The 20,631-nt window shown below is 58.1% G+C and carries 7 protein-coding genes; 4 read left to right on the top strand and 3 right to left on the bottom strand.

What is annotated here, in order from left to right:
• Positions 1–649 precede the first annotated feature (649 nt).
• The 3 genes from AAF358_12100 to AAF358_12110 all read right to left on the bottom strand — a co-directional run bounded on the left by AAF358_12100 (position 650) and on the right by AAF358_12110 (position 11,274).
• A complete protein-coding gene (locus AAF358_12100) occupies positions 650–1,216 on the bottom strand; it encodes an ECF-type sigma factor (GenBank protein ID MEM7706291.1) in 567 nt (188 codons plus the stop codon).
• Positions 1,217–1,329: 113 nt separating this feature from the next.
• Positions 1,330–3,411, bottom strand: a complete 2,082-nt coding sequence (locus tag AAF358_12105) for a serine/threonine-protein kinase (protein MEM7706292.1) — start codon at positions 3,409–3,411, stop codon at positions 1,330–1,332.
• Positions 3,412–4,506: 1,095 nt separating this feature from the next.
• Positions 4,507–11,274: a hypothetical protein gene (locus tag AAF358_12110; protein ID MEM7706293.1), complete on the bottom strand. Its 6,768-nt coding sequence runs from the start codon at positions 11,272–11,274 to the stop codon at positions 4,507–4,509.
• 1,394 nt (positions 11,275–12,668) lie between these two features.
• Here AAF358_12110 and AAF358_12115 point away from each other — a divergent pair.
• From AAF358_12115 to AAF358_12130, 4 genes are all read left to right on the top strand, one after another.
• Entirely contained in the window at positions 12,669–15,365 is a 2,697-nt protein-coding gene (locus AAF358_12115; GenBank protein ID MEM7706294.1) for an Ig-like domain-containing protein, read from the top strand.
• A 262-nt stretch (positions 15,366–15,627) separates the two neighbouring features.
• On the top strand, positions 15,628–17,688 hold the full coding sequence (locus AAF358_12120; GenBank protein MEM7706295.1) for a choice-of-anchor tandem repeat NxxGxxAF-containing protein: 2,061 nt from the start codon (positions 15,628–15,630) through the stop codon (positions 17,686–17,688).
• Between the two features lie 106 nt (positions 17,689–17,794).
• Positions 17,795–19,858: a right-handed parallel beta-helix repeat-containing protein gene (locus AAF358_12125; protein ID MEM7706296.1), complete on the top strand. Its 2,064-nt coding sequence runs from the start codon at positions 17,795–17,797 to the stop codon at positions 19,856–19,858.
• Between the two features lie 391 nt (positions 19,859–20,249).
• Entirely contained in the window at positions 20,250–20,624 is a 375-nt protein-coding gene (locus AAF358_12130; GenBank protein ID MEM7706297.1) for a hypothetical protein, read from the top strand.
• Positions 20,625–20,631: the final 7 nt, after the last annotated feature.

Genomic DNA, 20,631 nt, shown 5'->3' on the forward strand with positions numbered 1-20,631 from the left:
CTGGCACGCCGGCTTCGTGTTGCTTGAGAATGGCCAGAATCTGGCGGTCGGAAAATCGAGACTTCTTCATGCTTCGCTCCTTCTGCGATCATCATAAAAGTCTCTACTCAAAACCTCGACTAAAATCTGGGGGGATTGCAAGAGGACCTGGCCGACGGCCGGCGCGATTGCAAGCGTTGACAGGGTGACGACCAACACGACGAGTCTGTTCATGGTGAGCATTTGTCCACGTTTAAAGGGGTTTCTACGTCAATCAGAACCGGAAATCCGCGTAAAACTCTACGCCCGAAACGGGCTCCACGCTCATCGCGTTCAGATCCGGTACGTCTTTGATGCCCGGAACACCGTTTAAAGCAGGTCGATCAACCGAATTCTTGTTCGTTGATATTAACGGCGCAAAAAGACGGCAAATCGGATCAGACTCGCCCGAAGAATCTGTAAGCCTCCACCAAAACGACGCCTTCAAGCCTCATTCGCTCAGGGTAAGGCACAGCAGTGGCGGGACAACGAGTGTGCGAATTGCTGTGCCCAACGATCGGCTCAGCTATGATCTAGCGCTAAAACCTGGGCTTCTACATAAAACCTCTTGTTGCCAGATGAGGGTAGGGGTTCTATCTACAACGCGCGGGCCGGATACACGACAATCCAGTCATTGATCGTTGGAGATCCAATCTAGCAGCCAAGCCCTTGCACTTCGCCAGCGGCGTTTGACTGTGGGCGTTGAAGTCCCCATGGCAACCGCAGTTTCCTCGATAGTCAGCCCGCCGAAAACGCGAAGCTCAACGACCTGCGCCAGATCTCCGTGTTCTGACGCCAGCTCAGTGAGCGCTTGGTCGAGTATCAATACCTCAGCGCTATCCATCACTTCAGCCAGCGACCCGGTAAACGTGACGCGTCGGCCCCAGCTACGTTTTGCTGCTCCGCGATGCCTCGCCTGGTCAACCAAAATTTGCCGCATTACCTGGCCAGCCAAAGCCAAGAAATGGCTGCGGCCACGCCAATCGACGCGATTTAGGTCCACAAGTTTCAGGTAAGCCTCGTTGACGAGCGCGGTGGGCTGCAGCGATAGACCGGCGGGTTCGGCCGCCAGCGCACGTGCGGCAATGGCCTTAAGCGCCGGATACACACGTGCCAGCAGAGCCTCATGCGCTTGTCGATCGCCGAGATTCCACCGTTCAAGAAGCTGATTGACTGTTGAGCCGGAGTCCTCAACCAAGTGCTATTCCTGAAGTAATCGAATTAAATGATGTTTCAGTTCGAGGCAGCGTTCCCGTTTGCCCGCACAGCAAAGCAATTCTCTGGGCCGCCGCTAAAGCTACCGTGCCAGAGCTAAAGGCTCGCCAGCGCTTCAAGTTTCCGCCGCCATGGGTTTTCTGGCTCCGCTGTCCGTCGCAGGCCCCTCAGGCCCTCCTCAATGTGTCGTTGTGCTGCCCCGTTGCCGCCGTTGGTTTCACGCAGCGCAATGCCGAGCGCCACGCGCGCCGAATGAGTTCGCCAGTCATCGGGCAGTTCCGCCGTATATTTGTTCAGGGCGGACCTCAACCACTTGACGGCCACGTCGGCCCGGCCAGCCAAAAGGTGGTTGAAGCCGAGACTGCCTTCCGCGTTCGCCACGTTGATGCTGTCTTCCGCTTCGTACTCAGCCAACCGGCCTAGCAGAGCAGTCAGACTCTCGTGCGCAACCTCATGTCGGCCCAATAGACTCTCCACGACGGAAAGGTTGTAGGTGATTACGTCCCGTTGAAGTCGGCCTGGATCACCGGTATCGACAAAAGCCAACGTGTCCCGAAGTATCATTTCGGCCTCCTCGAGATTGCCAACACCCATCTCTAAGACGGCAATCATGTTGTAGAGTTGGAGCCGGCTGAAAAACTCTTCAACCTCCACAATGTGACGGCGAAGCGTTGCAATCGCTCCTTCATAGTCGCCCAGCTCCGCCTTAGCGGACGCTATGGCGCCAACAACGTTGAAATGAACTTGGCTGTGACCCTCCAGGAACCAGCCACTCTCTACGACCGGAGTCCCCACCGCCACCACTTCCGAAAACTTGCCTGTCAGGTAGTAGTTCCAGGTCAAAAGCCAGTCGATGTCATAGCTCAAGGCCTCGACTTCAGGCGTATCGGGAGTCAGGAGTCCCTTGGCGATCTCCAATTGCTGGACGGCGCTTCCAGGTTTTCCAAGCCCATCATAGATTCGACCAATCGCCACTCGGGTTGCCATCTCAGTAAAGGGATCTGCGATTTTTTCCTCAACCTGTCCGGCCACGCGATCGATGGCTTCCAGCACCGTCGTTGCCTCGCCGGTACCCGATTTAACTTGCCCAAGCGTGTCGCTGATGAATCTGAAAGCGGCCTGGGAACGCTGGTAAGCAATCCGCGCCTGCTCTTTTTCCCGCTTGGCCAGGTTTCCCTGTGAGACGCTGACGCCCAACGAACCAAGCAGACCAACAAAAAGCAAAGAGACGAGCGCAGACGCAATGCGATGCCTCCAAATAAATTTGCCCGCAACGTAGCGAAACCCATCTGGTCTAGCTTCAACTGGCATTCCCGAGAGGAGACGCTGTAGATCATCTCCGAGCGCCTGGGCTGATGCGTAACGTCGGGCCGGCTCCTGATGCAGCGCCTTCATAACAATCCGATCGATATCACCGCGCAACATCCCAGGTGTCCAGTTACTGACACGATCTTTTTCCAGGGCGCTGCTGGGGAATTCAGCGGAATCTTCGAGGACCACCTGGGCCGCTGCTGCGGGCGTGAGCCCGTCAACACCGTGGGGCAACCGGCCGGTCACAAGTCGATAAAGCAGGCAACCTAGCGAGTACACATCCGTAGCCGTGGTCAACGGTTTGCCCAGCAGCTGCTCAGGGCTGGCGTACCCCGGCGTCATTGCATGCATGCCGGTCCTTGTTTGAACCATCGCCTCGTCCAGAGAAAGGTTTTTGGCGATGCCAAAGTCCAGGAGCTTGACCACCCCCTTATGTGTCACAAACACGTTGCTCGGCTTAATGTCCCGGTGCACGATCAGCGACCGATGTGCAGCCTCCACCGCCGCGCAGACAGTCTGCATCAATGACAATAGCTCCTTGAGACTCAGCTGGTTTTTTCGGACAAACTCATCAATCGGTAGTCCGTCCACGTGCTCCAAAACAACATAGGGAATTCCATCTGGCGTCTCTCCGCCGTCGATCAGCATCGCGATGTTAGGATGATCCAACGCAGCCAGAATTCGGCGCTCGGACTCAAACCGGGCCACCAGATCCGTTTCCTGGAGGTGCGGACTAAGCAGTTTGATCGCAACCAACTGGCGAAAAGGCGCGCCTTTTCGTTCGCCGAGAAATACCCGACCCATACCACCCTGCCCTAACTCACGCAGCACCTTGAAGGCACCAACAGACTCAGGCGGAGCAAACAATGATGTCTTCGGCCCGCTCCGGCCTAGCAGGTGATCGCTTATATCATCTGCGCTGAGGAGTTGGCGAACCCGCTCCTCTAGCGCCCAATCTTCCTCACAGGCGCTACTGACCGCTGCGTCCCGCTTCGCGTCAGGCAGATTGACTACCTGCTCAAAAATGGTGATTGCTTCCCTTTTTTTGCTGTCCAGAGCTGTACACCGACCTTCCGGGTGGGTTAAGTAAAACGTATTGACGAGAGTTTAGCAGCTAGCACCTGAGACATGGTGTTGAAAGTTGCAGCGGCTCCGCAGGCCAGAGCTAGATTCGTAGCAACGGCGAAACGAACACTTCCAACCAGCACCGGGGGGCGCCTCACTAAGACTCTTGGGCTGAGATAGAACACCCGTTCGCGCTGAATCAAACAGCAATGGACGCCGCCTATGGCGGCTGCCTCTCTTAGCTGCGCAGCCAGACTTTACTCGACGGCGATCCAGCGAATGGTTGTGCTCGACCAGATATCTAAGTCGAAATACGACCTCGTCACCTGCCTCTCCAGCCTTTCCGTTTGCCGACGTTTGCAGAGTTCGGCCAATACCACGTTAACCAGGTACGCGGCCCCGTCCGAAAAGGAACGCAGCCTCGCCTAAGGGTGACTAGCCTAACCGATTCCCGGACTCTGGTTGGTTTGGCCTCGACTTCACGGCGCAGGGAACGCCGCTCCAATTCGCTTTGACCGTAGTTATTTCTCAGGTGCTATTTACATCTTGACTAGGACTGCCTCAGTCGCTTTTAGCCTGAGTCATAGATTCCCACCGATCGTCAAGGGCGCGCAAGCATCAAGTTGCACCGCCACCGTTGTGATTGAGAAAACTCTACTCTCGCGTGTGACCATCAGGGAATCACCGAACCTGGAACCTGTTCAATTGCATCGACAAGGTATGGGCCGCCATTCGCTTGGCCCGTTTTTCCGCGGATGAGTCATGGTAAGTCTTGACAGATTCTCGGACCTTGCGCATGAAGCATGACTACCGTTCGACAATCCCTCCGGTTCACCCGCCCGCCGACATTCACCAACAACGTTAGTTCCGGACGGCTTCGGATTCTAATAAGGCTCTTTACTCAAATCCGTCGGCAAAAACCCTCGCTGATAGCAGCTCCGTTAGCGCCTGAGCCTGGGGCGGGCGCTGCTGCCGGTGACCCACCCGGTCTGTCGCCACCGAGTAGAGGCCGATCAGGGTGCCGTCAAACTGCGGCAACGCGGCCTCGGTCCGCGTTGTGCTCAGCAACCACGGTACAAAAGGCTCGCCGTCGATGGATACATAGACATCGTAGTGGGCGACTCCTGAGCCGGCGCCGTCCGAGCCGGCCCAAGAGATCTGCATGCCGACCAGGCTCCGGGCCGGTAGCGGCGCCACGGTGCTGGTCGGTGGATCTACGTCTAGCCGGTGCTGCGTCTCGTTGGTAATGATCGGCGGATTGTCGTCGAACACGATGTTTGCGCTGTTTACAATCTCAACTCCCGTCGCAAGACCGGCGAGCGAAAGTACCTGATAGCTGACAAACCCCTCACCCCGCCGCAGCACATCGTTCACCGGCAAAAAACCTGCCAGATCGTCTTCGGTAGGCTGTCCGGTGGCGGGATCGATGCTGCTGAATGACCAGGTGACAGTCCGAGACTGAAAATCCAGCTCCACTGCGACGCGCGCATCAACTTCGTTGTCCTGGGCTCTCAAGGAAATCGTCGTCTCATAGGCATACAGTCCGGGCGGAACCGGCACCACCTCACTGCCCACCGCAATCTCGGTAAGCTCAAATGTGGCCAGGTCCAGATCCTCATCCAACACGTCGGTAATAGTCACAAACTGCGCGGGAAGCGTAGCGAGGTTTGGGTCGTTCTCGAAAAAAATAGTGTACGGCAGTACAACATCGCCGTGGACAAATCCGTCGGCACCCAAAATACCCACCTTTTCGTTGGGGTCGTACGAAGCTCGCACATCCACACCACGCTCCGTGTCAGGCTCTTCGCTATCGGTTTGCTGCTTTTCCCCAACCTGCGAGGATGCCCCGGCCTTCGCCTCGTTGACCTCGATGGGAATACTGTCTCTACCACGGGAGTCAATCATGCCCAGTTGCAAATGCTGACGCTGCTTCAAACGGGATGCGCGTGCAAAATCTGAATCACCCGAAAGCGTAGTAAATTTTGATGAGGGAACACGTTCCAGGGGGGGCGCAGTGGTTGACCCGGGATCACCGGGGTTTTCTTTTCGATAGTAGTCGAGGTAGTAGCGCAGTTCCTGTCGGCCCGATTGAAATTCGCCTTCGCTGAAGGGAATGTCGGCGGCCCTCTCGAGCCATTTTTTTGTTAAAGCGCCTCGGGCGGCCATTATTAAGTCGGGCTCGCTGCCCATAGCCTGTAGTTCGCTCAAAAAGATCTGGGAAGTTGAATTTGCGTCTACCGCGGATTCAAAGTAGTCAGTGCTCGTAATGTTAACCACGTTAGACGCGGTGATCTGCTCGGTATAGCTCGCCGAGCGGCACGTATCTGCCAGGAACACAACCGTTGCGTCGGTGCCTCCAAATCGTCGATTGAGTTCGTCCCCATGAACTTTCTCCCCGCTACTGAGCACGATAGCGCCTTTGGGGTCGTCGCGATCGCAGATGCCGTGAGACGCAAGATGAACAAATACCGTATCGTTTCCGTCCGCTTCAGCAATGGCCGCGTCGATCGCATCGAAAAACCGTTTGCGGGAAACCTGGGTACCATCGGTGTCACCGACGAGCTGCGTCGTCCAGCCTTCGGGTTTGTTCAGGCCCGTATCGAAGTAGTTGAACAGGTCCGCTGCGTCCTTCTGCGCGCCTGGCAAACTCCCAAAACCGCCGCTTCCCGAATAGTCCCCGGAACCGACAAAAACGCCATGTAGATCCTGGGGATTGCCGGAATTGCCAGCAGGCTGGTGAAGCTGCGGACCCTTTTTGGTCTCTTCCTCGGTTTCTGATTTGCCTACAGGGCCTGAGTCCTCTCCAAGCACTCCTCGAAACTCTGGCCCCCCGGGCGCCAGCGGCGGCGGCTGAAACAGCACCTGTCCCTCAGCAAAAACAAGATTGTCATAACCTTCACCGTCGAGCGTTATGTATTCAGCCGCAACAAGGTCAAACAGCTCGGCAAAGGTCTCGCCCACGCGAGCCCGCTCGCCCGCAATGCGCGCTGCCCAAAGGCCAGCGTCCACACCCGCCGGCAGCGTTTCCTGCTCGATTACATCCCAGTCGAATGAAGAACCGCCGAAGACAGGGCTACTCGGACTGTCGGCCCAGGCAGACAGGGTAACGCCCATTGTTTCCAGCGGCGCATTGAAATACAGAGGCATTTCGCCGCGAGACCCTGGCGGCATCACGGCAGACCCGGCCAGCACCGGAGGCGGCACCAGGTCCCAGTCGCGGCGGGTATCCGTCGATTCGCGCCGCAGCTGCAGGCTGCCCGCGCTTGTCCCTACCGCAACGTAGGGTAACCGGGCGTCCACGTTGCTGAGGTTTTGGTAGCTCAGAGTAAGCCGGGCCTGTCGGCCGGATCGCATCACCGATGGCGCCAGTAATGACACGGCAATATCCGGCGACCGCGCGGCCTCCATTGTCACCGCGTCAGGCAGTGACGCCGCTTCGGTGCTGTTTTCAACAACCACGAGATCGTAGGCACCCAAGGGCGTACCATTCAGTTCAAAGGTCGCGTAGACATCTCCGGAATTCGTGCGACGCAGGGCCTGCGCGCTGATTTGCGTGCCACCGCGCCGGAGACGAAAAGCCAAGGCCTCGCTGAGTTGATCTCCTCTGATCAGCAGCGTGGCGCTGCCCACGTTGCCGACGACCTCAGGGAATACGGTATCGATGCGAATGGGTGCAAGCGCTGCGCTGATGGTGAAGTCGCCGGGCTCAGCAGCCAGCACAGCCGGAAAGGCGTAAACGTAATAGATGTCCGGATCGGTCCGTTGGGAGGACGCTACGGAAACGTCGGCGGCGCCCAGGGGTTCATGACGATGATCAAAGTCGAAGCGGCCGGGCATACGATCCGCTCCGAGGTACAGCTCCGTGACGCCGTCGTTTTCCAACTCCAGCGTTATCTGCACATCGCGCCCCACCGGGGAGCTGACGCGAAACCATCGCGGAGAGGACCGCGCAGGAAATTGGTCCGATTGGGGCGCTGCACCCACAAGAAGTTCGGGCACGTCCAGTGTAAAAACCTCTGCCGCTTCGAACTCGTTGTTGGCACGACCTTCGGTTTCAAACACATCGGCTCGGCGGTTTGAAAATACGGCCCAGCGATAGTCACCAAGCTCCGCCCCGGGTACCGTGAGGTCTGCGCTCAACTGAGTGGATTGGCCGGGTGCCAGCATCAGGTCACTAGGCACGCTCACTTCGGCCACGGGCATTGGCTCGCCGGAACTGATCCACTCGATCGGGTCGGTTCCATCAATAGGAATCATCCGTTGGACGCTAAGCGCCTCAAACCAAGGTCCGCGAGCGACGTCAGATCCCTGGTTGGTTACGGTCCACTGCACCTGCACTTCGCTCCCCGCCAGGGCCACTGGTGGCGCGGTGATACCTGAGGGAACAAGATCGACCAGGGGTACATCACCGGCAAACAGGAACAGGTTGGCGTCGTCATAAGCGCTGGAAAACACGGGCTCTGCGCCAAGAACCTCGTCAAATCGAGAGCCGTTGAGCATGCTGGCGCCAACCACCTGATAGCTGTCGTCAAGCACCGGCGTAAAGCCATCCTCCAGGGATACAAATAGAGATCCATCGAGCTGTGCGTCGCCGGTCACGACCAGCCTTCCAAACTGGCCTGTTTGCGGCCGTCCACCAACGGTAACGGCAATGGAGCCGCCTTCCGAGGCGTATGCGCCCGCTACGCCAAACTGGCTGCCCGCACCGAGCACGATAGCCCCGCTGTTGGCGAAGTCGGAGGCGGTCGTAAACGAGGCGCCATCGCGGAGCAGGAGGAGTCCGCTGCTGGAACGAAGGTTGGAAATCCCCGTGAGCATAGCGCTGCTGCCCGCCAGGGTAATAGTCGCTTCGCTGCCGGTAATGTTGACGTCCGCCGGGAGGTTTAAGGTAGCTTCCGTGGCGGACCAGGCGCCGTCCGAAAGCACCTCGGCGTCCAGCGGGCCAATCGATTCCATGAGCGTGAGGCTGCCGCTCCTGACGTCCAACAGACCACGGTTTGTGAAGACAAAGTTCGCTAGATCTTGAGGGTCATGTAAGAGCGTTTCGCCGCCCCCCGCGGTTTTGGAGAATGTGCCTAAATTGAGAAATTCCAGCGGTCCGAATGCGCGCGCCCCAACAACAGTGAGATCCGCATCCGACTGAAACTCGAAAGAACCGGCGTTCTCAACCTCAGCGATGGTCTGAACTTCGACGTCGCCCTCTCCAGCGACGATCAGTGACCCGGTATTGGTAAAACGGGCGGCGATTCGCTTGGGTTCGGCGCCCGTCAGGGTAAGAGTGCCGCGATTGGCTACCGTGCCGCGAATTTCGCCGCTATCCCATTCCAGCAGGCCATCGGGAAAGTCCATAGAAACAGGATCTGTATCGCTACCGCGGAAGGGCCCGGCGATGCGAATAAGGCCCTCTCCCTCGCCGGAAAAAACGCCTGAGAAAATCAAGCTCGTACTTGAGCTACCGCTAAGATCCAGCCTTGCGCCGCTGTTTACCAGGAGGAATCCACCATCGCTGCTCCCCCGCTCCCAGAGAAACTGTCCGGACAAGATCTCCACGCGGCCGTCGATGTTGTTTAGCCTGACGAAACCCAGGGAAAACGGCCCGCTGCCCGACGACTTGCGCCAGATGCCCTCGTTGTTGACGTCGCCACTGCCGCTGAAGCCTGCTTCGCTGCCGAAGTCGTAGAGGGCGTCAGCGCGATTATCGATGCCGCGAAATCCGCCGCCGGCGAGCACTAAATCCCCTTCGGCATGATGAACCGTCCCTCGGTTTTCGATCACCGTATTGATCAGCGTTTTGGCATCCGGACCATCGAGCGTGATAAAGGACTGGTTTGTGAGAACCGAGTTTGCGAACGTTCCGCCCTGCCAGAAGAATTGCCCGTCAGGGAAGTCAAAGATCAGCCCTGGATCGTCAATGTTGATTCGTCCGCCCGACAGGCGAATCTGTCCTTGACCCGAGCCCGTAAAGGTCCCGCTCAACACCATCGGCGGCCCGGTGTCCCCGGTTAGGAAAAGCGTTGCGCCATCGCCAACGTCAAAGTGGCCGCCCGTTCCCTCTCCGCCCCGAAGCTGGAGCCGTCCGGAATCTACCTCGATACGGCCACCCAGGTTATTGAAATCGACCGTGTCCAGGTCCGCGGTTCCGCTACCCACCGACTTTTCCAACCGACCCTCGTTATTGAAAGCGCCCCCTCCGCCGAAGCTCAAGTCGCCTTGCAGCTCATACAGGGCGCCGGCGCGATTGTTTACGCCCCGAAACCCACCACCGGCCAGGGTCAGCTCGCCTCCGGTGTGGCGTACCGTGCCCTGATTTTCGATGACTGTGTTGCTTAGCGTCTTCGAGTCCGGCCCAGACAGGGTTAAAAAGGCCCGATTGATCAACTGCGAACCCGCCATCGTGCCGCCCTGCCAATGGAACAACCCATCGGGGAAGTTGAACGTCAGACCAGCGCTGGCAATCTGCAGTCGCCCTCCTGGCATACGGACTTGTCCAAGCCCGGAGCCGGTGTAGATTCCACTCATTGTCATCGGCGCGCCTGTGGCGCCAGTCAGGTCAAGGGTTGCGCCGCTGGACACTTCAAAATGACCGCCGCTTCCCACCCCGCCCCGGAGCTGCAGACGCCCGGAAACGACCTCGATACGACCGCCGGCGTTATTCAGGGCAATCGACTCCATGTCGACCGTGCCGCTGCCACCGGACTTCAATAGCACCCCTTCATTGTTGAAATCACCGCCGCCACCGAAGCTCACGTCGCCGCCCAGTTCGTAAAGCGCCGCATCTCGATTATTCACGCCACGAATCCCGCCGCCGCTGATGACTAGTTCGCCTTCCAGATGCCTCACGGTTCCGGTGTTTTCGATTAACGTGTTGGACAATATCTTGGCGTCCGGCCCGGATAGGGTAATCAACGATGGGTTGTTTAACCGAGATCCGGCCAGCGTTCCGCCTTGCCACAGGAACATCCCATCGGGAAGGTCCAAAGTCAGGCCTGGATCGTTGATCTGCATCCGCCCAGCTGGCATCAGAACCTGCCCCTGACCCGAACCTGTGAAGTTCCCACTCAATGTCATTGGCGACCCGGTGGCCCCGGTTAGACTCAGCGTCGTTCCAGCCTGGACCTCTAAGTGACCGTCCTCACCTTCGCCACCACGCAGCTGCAGATGGCCGGCGCGAACCTCAATGCGACCATCCTGGTTGTTCAGATTGATGGGTCCCAGGTCGACCGTGCCGGTTCCAGCCGATTTGAGTAAAGTCCCCTCATTCGTGAAATCTAGACTGCTGCCTCCGAAGCTCACATCCCCAGCGAGCTCGTACAAAGCACCCGCCCGATTGTTAATGCCGCGGACCCCGCCGCCACCAATAACGACTTCGCCCGCCAGGTGTTGAATCGTGCCTTGGTTGTTGACCACCGTATTGATGAGCGTCTTCGTCTCGGTGCCAGCCAACACCAGTGTGTCAAGCACCGTCATTTCCACAGCCGAAACGGAGCCGGAACTGAACGTGCTGGTGCCACCAATCGTCGCCTGGGCCGTTCGAAGCACACCGTTGGCTAGGTTTAACCCGGCATCAAACGTGGCTATACCGCTGGACCGCAGATCACCATCGTCTTCGATACTGACGCGCTCGTGCGCGTGGATCTCCAACACCTCTGCCGTCGAGGAGCTCACCCGAACGATGAACGTTCCCCCCGGCCGGTCAATGCAAACCACTTGACCAGCCGCAGGCTCCAAGCCTGTGTCCCAGTTTGAGTCCGTACTCCAGAAACCGTCAGAGTCGACGTTCCAAGATACGTCGCAGTTCTGAGTCCAGGCGGGAGAGGCAGTTAGCAACAACGGCCACAGCCACCTTGAGTTGCGCCGAATTAGGTTTGTCATAAAGCTGATACCGATTGGATAAAGACCGCAAAACCCGAATGCACCCTTCACTACTGGCTCCGAGGAGCACGGCGGCGTTTACCGAAAAATCAAACCGCGATTAAACGTAGGCTCGCAAGCCCCGCAGTTGCCAGCGAGTTGATCGTTGCGGCCAGTAACAGGGCAATCCGGCCAAGCCATACCGACCATTGTTCGTCCGACATATCTATAAACGGCGAATTTTCTACTCACATTGGATCATACGATGCTTTTGACCGTCCCGGGTTTTCCCGAAACCATTCAGCGTGAGGTCGCTGCGACCCTGCCCGCCCCACGTTATTCGAGCTATGCAACTCTGGACCGCGCTTGTGAAATGACATCGGTTACTTGCGGAAGTCAAGATTACGCCTGCGTATGTCTACGTTCCAGCTAACGGACGTGGTCGGGCGAAATACATCAGAGGCCGCCAAATCACTGACGGGATTTTGCCGAAACCTGTGGTGCTTGGTTATGAACTGTGATGCAAAACGCAACGGGACGTCTCGCCAGAATTGATTTAAAAACAAGTACGTAAGAGCCGAAAAACTGGCTGTTAACCAGCGGGTCGGCGGTTCGAGCCCGTCCCGGGGAGCCAATCCTTACTTGGCTTAATTTCAACCACTTGTGGCATTACGGCACCGCGGTCTTCTGCTTCAGTAAAACCACTGCCGGACTTTGCCCTACACAGGCGATTGGCCGCCTCAATCAACGCTTCGATTTCGGGTCCGGAACAGTGAATTGCAATGACACGATTGGGATGTCCCCATAGCACTTTGCTCGTTTCAAGAGGTCTTCCCGCAGCTCTCTAACGGCGGCTGAGCTTGTGTTAAAGGTCGTGTACGCCAGCCTTACTTGAGATTGACCTCTCGACGGATTTGCTTCCAGGAACTGTTCTTGCTTCGCGCCAACGGACTGCCTTGGTACGTAAACTCAAACTCGACGTGCTGGCCTCGGGGCACTGTTTCGAGAGCGTTTTACGGAAAATTCAGGATATTTCAGCCTTAGTTCAGGCGTTTCTTTTCACCGGATCACAAACTTGAAACCGTGAATTATGACGGGCCGGAAAGTCGACTCCGAGGCCGATCGTCAAAGTTGCTGACGGGCAGGAGCTTCACCGGCGATTTATCTGACAACCGTTAACCGATTGTCGCTTAGCTCTGAGGAGTTTCATGAGTTTACGAAGAATTCCGCTAGCTCTAGCCGTTTCCTCAGCGCTCACCGGATCTGCGACCTGGGCTCAAGAGTCGATTGAACTGCGAGATCTCGATGGCAGCAACGGGTTCATGGCGAAAGGCGGCGACTCATTCATCCTCTCGGGCCTTTCAGTGAGCGGCGCCGGCGACGTGAATGGTGATGGTATTGACGACATCATCATCGGCGCGTCTTTCGCCAACCCCGACAACAAATTCTATGCCGGCCAAAGCTACGTGCTCTTTGGTCGAAACGCGCCTTTGAGCGGGAGTGTCGAACTCAGCAATCTGGATGGGACCAACGGATTTGTCTTAAACGGAATTGATCCATATGACTATTCCGGAAGGTCAGTCAGCGGCGCCGGCGACGTTAACGGCGATGGCTTGGATGACGTGATTGTCGGGGCTTACCGCGCTGATCTGGGCGGCAAGTCCTTTGCGGGCGAAAGCTATGTCGTGTTTGGCTCCGACACGGGCTTTCCCGCCGGCATCGACCTTGACAGCCTGGATGGCAGCAACGGTTTTGTCTTGAACGGCATCGAAGCCTTCGATACCTCGGGACGGTCAGTCAGCGATAGCGGCGATGTGAACGGCGACGGTATTGATGACTTGATCATCGGAGCTGAAAATGCTGACCCGGGTGAAAACAGCTCCGCCGGCGAAAGTTATGTGGTTTTTGGCCGCAGCATTGGCTTTTCCTCTACCATCGATCTCGAAAATCTGGACGGGCTTAACGGGTTTGTCCTAAACGGAATCGGAATCGGCGATCGATCGGGTCGCGCCGTGAGCGACGCCGGCGATGTGAACGGTGACGGGATCGCGGACCTCCTTATCGGCGCGTATGCAGCCGACCCCGGCGACAATTCGTCCGCCGGTGAAAGCTACGTAGTATTCGGTCGGGACACCGGCTTTTCCGCAAGTGTTGACCTTGCTGATCTCAACGGCACCAACGGTTTCGTCATGACCGGCATCGACGCAGGCGACCGCTCCGGACTCGCCGTGAGTAGCGCTGGTGATTTGAATGACGATGGCTTCGATGACCTGATCATCGGTGCAGATTTAGCCGGCCCCGATAGCCGGCCCTTAGCCGGTGAAGGCTATGTCGTGTTTGGTCGCGCCACTGGCTTTTCTGCGAGCATTGACCTTGGCAGTCTGAATGGCAGCAACGGTTTCACGCTCATCGGCGCGGACAGTAACGACCGTGCCGGCCACAGCGTGAGTGGCGCTGGCGATGTGAACGGCGACGGCATAGCAGACCTCATCATCGGCGCAAGCCGCGGCGCCCCCGACGGCAACGGTTTCGCTGGCGAAAGCTACGTTGTATTTGGTCGGCGTACAGCTTTTCCCCCGAGCATAAGCCTAGGCGATTTGAATGGAGCCGATGGTTTTGTCATCAACGGCGTCGACCCGGGTGATGCATCGGGAGTTTCGGTAGGCGGTGCCGGCGATGTCAACGGCGACGGTATCGACGACCTCATCATTGGCGCCAGCGGCGCCGACCCGAATGGAATCTCGGGGGCCGGCGAGACCTATGTTGTTTTTGGCAACGCAGCGCCGGCAAGTCTTGGTGATACGGCCTTCCTGTTCGACGAGCTTGAGGACGACACCAGCGCCAGCGGCAGTCGCCTCGACTTTAGCGTGGCGGCCAGCTACCTGGACGTTGATCCATTTGGCGGTCTAGCGATCGTGGATGTTCATTCCGTGGCCAGCGAAGGGCAGTGGCAATATTCCCTGGACGGAGTCAGTTGGCTCAACCTATCCAGCAACACCAGCGATACATCTGCCCAGGTCCTGTCGAGCGAGTCGTTTCTTCGCTTTGTGCCCGCCGCGAACTTCACAGGCCAACCTGGCCCACTCAGCGTGCGGCTCTGGGATGGCCGCTGGCGGCAGCCGGGCAGCAACGTGAACATCATCAACGCGGTCGGCGCCCTCGGGGGCTTTTCTACCGACGACCACCTGCTGGACGTTACCGTCAACATCACGCCGGTGAATGACGCCCCCAGCTTTGCCGCGAGCAATCCACCAACGGTAAACGAAGATCCAGACGGCGTCACCGTAGGGAGTTGGTCGGCCTTCAATCCAGGCCCTGGCGAGGGTCAACAGTTTGCGCTGGCCTACCAGGTGGCCAGTGTTTCCAACCCGGGCCTGTTCTCGATACTCCCTACCATCGACACCCTCGGCAACCTGGTCTATGACACGCGTCAGGATGTAAGCGGCACCAGCACCTTTGACGTTCGGGTGGTGGATTCCGGCGGCATGGCCAACGGCGGTGTTAACTTCTCCGGGTTTCAGACCTTTACGATCACGGTAAATCCCGTGAACGATCCGCCGAATCTGATTGCCGAAAACCCGCCGGCGAGCAGCGAGAACGACGGGCCACAAACGGTCTCGAACTGGGCCCGCGTCGACGTCGGCGCACTGGACGAGGCCGGCCAGGAGGTCAGCGTGAGCGTGAGCGAAGTTTCCAACCCGGCGCTGTTTACGGTGCCACCGGCGGTGGATGCCAACGGCACCCTTACGTACACCGCGGCTCCTCAGAATACTGGCACATCCCGCTTTACCGTCATCGCCAGCGACAACGGCGGTACGGCAAACGGCGGCGAGAATGCTTCACAACCGCAGCAATTCGAAATCACGGTGCTGGGTGAAGTCGTGTTTACGGACGGCTTTGAGTAGCACCCAAGACCGAGAACGAAGGCGGGCCGCTACTCCTGGGAGCTACTCTCGCTAGGGCCAAACCATGAATAGACTGACCCAAGAAGTAAGCCACCAAAGCTTGTTTACTCTGTCCCTTTCACTTGTTGATTGCTCAGATTGAGGAGCGTAGAAGAGGTGCAACGTCTGTGGTGCGACTTTTCCGAAACTTTTCAGGATATTTCAGACGGGTTTACGCAGCGGCGCGTGGTAGCGTCGAGCTGTCTCATCTTTGGGAACCGACATGATTGGGATGGTCTGCGTTTTAGCGATTGGGATTGCGGTTGTACCTGACCCGCTTAGATCGGTGTCAGCCCCGCCAGCGCCATCTGGGCCGATAATCAACCTGGACGATCTGACGGACCCAGTCGAAATCGTCCGGGTCGGAGATGTTGTCTCGTCTAACTTCCAGCCCGTGGGTGGCCGCTACGACAGGTTTTATCAAATCCAGCTCAACAACAACGGCCAGTTGGCGTTCCATGCCCGACTGACTGATACGGACGAGGGCGAGCTTGATGACACCGGTCTCTACGAGGTTTCGGTCAATATTGGGACGGGTTTTGTCCCCCTGCTCGCCCCGGTCGTCCAGATCTTTCGCGAAGGGGATTCAATCTCCATCGGCGATGAAGATTACACCGTCGCCAATCTCCCCATTACCTGGCAATGGCGGCTGCAGGATCGTCCGCTACTACCACCGGACCTGATTGGTCCAGCCGCCCTGCCCCGCCTGGGAATCGCCGCGCTATTAAATATCAGCGACCCCCCCGGACCTAATCTGGTCTTGCGGGATGATCAGGACCGCTGGCAGCTTGTGGCCCGAAATTTCGAACCTGCGCCAACCGAGGACGGAGATCTCATTCTCAGCACAGGGAAAATCAGCGCGCCTTACGATCGGTTTCAGCAAAGGGGTTTTACTTTCCAGACGGACCTTTTCAATACCCCCGGTGGCAACACCGACGACCGCGCAATTTACCGATTTGAGCCTCCCACGGGTGGTCAGGTAGATAGTCTCAGGCAAGTGGCAAGAACTGGCTCGCTGTCAGGGGGTAATTCCGGTGAGCTCATTGCCGGCATTAGCGGACTCCAGGGCAACGCGAGTGGGTCGCTTGTTTTTTACGGTGAGAACGATTCCGACGATCCGGACACCAGCTGGAGCATCTACTTCCAAGACAGCGCCTCAGAGACGTTTCGACGCGTGTTCGGCGCCGAGGACTTTGCGCCTTCGGAAGGACTTGAGGCGTTCCGGTTTCAGCGCGCCTTTGAGCTTACGCTAAACAACAACGATCACATGGGCTTTCGCGGCCTGCTCATTCGAGATGACCCGGCCACAGGCTTTCCGGAACTCTCGAGTGGCCTCTATGTGGCCACACCCTTTGGCGCGATTACAGAGGTGGTTGCCGAGGGTCAGCCCAGGCCGAACGACGGCGGCCCATTCCCCTCCTTTCGGGGCGGAGGGGCCGGCCCGGCAGCGTTTAACCAACTCAATCAGTTTGCTTTTCGAGCCAGCGACGGCGTGTTTCTGGCATCAGCTGACGGGACCGTCGAGCTTGCCCGCGAAGGCAACCTGTACGAAGGCAACGTCATCGACCGCTTTTTCAATCCGATGATTAACGATCAGGGGTTGGTCTTGATTCGAGCGATACTAAACGTAGGGACCATCCCGGACCCGGATCCGGACGGCGGCATCATTACGCTGCAGGAGGAAGTATTAATCCTGACCGACGGCGTGGACTACGCGACGGTCGCTCGTCAGGGCCAGGAAATCGGGTCGCAGGTTGTGGACGACATTCTCGGCTACGAGATGAACGATCACGGTGCTGTGGTCCTCGTCGTCCGGTTTGAAAACGTTGTCGACGCAATTTTACGGTGGCGCCCACGATGGGGCTGGCGGTCGGCCGCCGGGGATGGCGTCTGGGACAATCCCGCAAACTGGACCTTCAGCTTGCCCCCCAATCTTGATAGCAACGTTGTGATTGAGGCACCCACCGACATCCGCGTCGCGGGCCCCGAGGCCAACACCCAAGTGAACTCTCTGTGGCTTGGTCAGAGCCTAAGCGCAGTCACCGCGGTCGTCGGCGAAGGTGCCATCACAACCACCGAGGGATTGATGATTGGGCCCAACGGGGTTTTGGAGGTCGCCGAGAACAAGAGGGCGACACTTGGCGGCCCGGTATTTAATGATGGCGTCATTCAGGTTGACGACGGCGGACAGTTGGTCATTGCCGGCCTGCTCGCCGGCAACGGCAGGGTTTCCGGGGTAAACGGCACCGTGGTCATTGAGGGAGGCATCGCTCCCGGGCGATGAACCCATCGCTGCCAACCATTTCGGGGGTTCCACTACACCGGTTTCGACTTAGCTCCGAAGTGGCTAGGGTGCCGGTTCTCTGTCTCATCAACGGACGGAAAAAGCTATGGAGATAGCGATTCGTAAAGCCGTGCTGGCAACCATCGGAGCCATTTTACTAGCGCCTTTACTGGACAAGTCTGCTGTCGCCGTAACGTTTACCGTCGACCGGACCGATCACGCCCCCGGTGCTGCCGGTTGCACTGCTGCCCCCGTTGACTGTTCCCTGGCCGGCGCCATCGCAGCTGCTGGAGCGATGCCGGGTGATGATCTGATCGTCTTGCCGGCTGATGTTCTCGAACTCACACAGAATGGTTCTGGCCCGGTCATCGACAGCGCAGTCACCATCCGCGGCACGGGAATGGCGGACACCACAATTGTGGGTGGCAGCATCTATCGGGAGCCCGCGTTCAAGGTTGCAGCCGGTGGCACTCTGGTTCTAGAAGACCTGACCGTAAGAGGATTTTTCAGCACGTCAGACGGCGGTGCCATTACCGTGACCGCAGAGGCCCTGGCAAGCGCGGAGCTGCGGCGGGTAACGGTGACGGAGTCTCAAAGCGACATCGCTGGCGGCGGCATCAGCGTACTGCCGCCGATTGGAGCAGCGGAGCCAGCGTTCAGGCTTCGCCTTTTCGATTCGGTTGTTAGCCTCAATAGAACCGGAGGCAAAAATTCTGAATTGCCTTGCGCAGGCGCTGGCCTTGGTATCCACAACGGTCACGTCTTGATCGACAACACACTCATCGTTGGCAATGAGACTATCGGCGTGGCTGATGGTGGCGGCCTTTGCATCGGGGCCGCCGCAGAGGTCTCGCTGATCGATACAACCGTTCGCAGCAATGAAACCCAGCTGCTGGGTGCCGGCATCTATCAACGAGGGGGCCATTTGCAAATCGAAGCGGGCGAAATCGAAGACAACGGCCAGAGAATCTCATTCGTGGATGCCGGCGCCGGTGTTCACAGCGCCGCGGGCTCCCTTTCGATCCGGGGCACCGCTTTTCGTTTCAACGACTCTTCGGTTGCCGACGGTCCCTCGGCCCTGGCGGCTCGAGATCTCGACTCGCTTATCTTGTCTGACGTTAGCGTAACTAACGGCGTCAATGCCGGCGTCGCGATCACGGTGAGAGACGTGATGGTCGCCGAGTTGAAGAACCTTCAACTGCTGGGACCCCGCTCCCGCCTCCGGCTGTTCAACGTAGGCGAGGTGCAAATCGAACAGCTGCTGATTGAGCGCAGGGCTAGCGAACGCCGAGGGATGGAGATACGTGAGTGCCCATCCGTGGATATCAGCGGCCTTGAGGTTGACGGCAGGGACTCCGGCCCCGTGGACGGAGGCGTCATCATTACGCAGTCTTCCGTTCGAATCACTGACTGCCTCTTGCACCATAACCGCTCTGTTCGAGGCGCCGGCATTGGCATTGGTGAAGGCGGAGCAATCAAAGTCAACGGAAGTGAACTGTTTCTGACGGGCTGCGCACTCTATGAAAACCAGGCAGAGGGCGGCGATGGCGGGGCAATCTGGAGCGCCGATTCCGATCTCATCGTCAATCAAAGCAGCCTCTACCGCAATCGGTCGGACTTGGCGGGCGGGGGTATCAGCATCCGCGATGGCAGCACGCTCTCCCTGCTCAACACAACCTTGAGCAGAAACCACTCGCCCGGAGCTACCGCAATGAGAGTTGCCAACTTCAGTGAGGCGGAGCTGGAACACGTGACGATCACTGGCCCCGTGACAGACACCAGCGCGGAGTCGGAGCCGCTGATAAGCCTGACCGTCTCATCCATGGCCTTCAAAAACTCGGCACTGGACGGGACCTGTGAGCTGCTCATGTCCGGCGGAGACCCGAGTTCCCAGGGTGGCAACGTGCTCACGGACGAAACCTGTCGCCTGTTTAACTCCGGGGATCAGCTGGTAGACGAGCTGGGGATCGCCCCCCTGGCCGACAACGGCCCGACCCCCGCCCTCTTGAGCCACCTTCCGAGACTGGACAGCCCGCTCACTGATACCGCCATGAACTGTCCGCCGGTGGATCAAAGAGACCGACCACGCGGCGAACCCTGCGCTTCGGGGGCTGTTGAGCGACTGCCAGAAGATGACTCGCTGTTTGCGAACGGCTTCGAGCCTCAATGAGGTTTCAGGACCTAGTGCCAGGGCCTGTTCACCCCAGCTAACAGTTTCTAGTCATGATCACGACGAGTGAAAAAACTTCGACGTACGCCTCGGTCCCTAGCCGGCAAGATCTACAGCGCGGTCAGGCGAGCCGGGCTATAGACGACCGGCGGCCCGCACAGCGAGCTAAGGTTATCGAGACTCCTTACGGCTCTCTAACCGTGGACCCTAAATCAGGAAATCTCAGCTTCAGGGACTTTTCAGGATATTTCAGGATGGGTCGAACCGTGCATCGTGCTAGCTTGCCCGCATGAAGCGATCTCGAAACGCCATCCCGTTTTTTTTGAGAGGAAACTACTGCACTGGAGCTTTGGGCTTATTTGCTGCCGGAACGCTATCGGCTGTCGGAGCAGTGTTCGCGCAGCAGGGCCAGGCGGAAACGCTGACGATCGAATCGGACGTCACCCTGAGCCAGTCAGCGTTTCTTGAGATCAAACTGAACGGAAGCGCACCTGCGCAGTTTGACCAGCTAGTCGTTCAGGGACCGCTCTCCCTCGGTGGTGAACTTCGGGTTCAGCTTTTGGCGGATTTTGTTCCCAATCCGAGCGACACTTTTGAAATCGTAGAGGCCGAATCTCTGTCGGGCACCTTCAGCAATGACGTTAATGGCAGGATCGTGCTCGCGGACGGAGGCCGAAGCATGCAAATCAGCTACTCCGCCACGGGCGTTACGCTGAGCGACTTTCTCGATCCCAATTTCCTATTCGGCAACGGCTTCGAAGATTAGCGCGTCG

The organism is Pseudomonadota bacterium (genome assembly GCA_039033415.1).
Classification (GTDB): Bacteria; Pseudomonadota; Gammaproteobacteria; order Xanthomonadales; family SZUA-38; genus JANQOZ01.

Excerpts from the sequence above, each read along its gene's own strand:
- AAF358_12115 (MEM7706294.1), top strand. The coding sequence starts at position 12,669 with ATGAGTTTACGAAGAATTCCGCTAGCTCTAGCCGTTTCCTCAGCGCTC.
- AAF358_12125 (MEM7706296.1), top strand. The coding sequence starts at position 17,795 with ATGGAGATAGCGATTCGTAAAGCCGTGCTGGCAACCATCGGAGCCATT.
- AAF358_12120 (MEM7706295.1), top strand. The coding sequence starts at position 15,628 with ATGATTGGGATGGTCTGCGTTTTAGCGATTGGGATTGCGGTTGTACCT.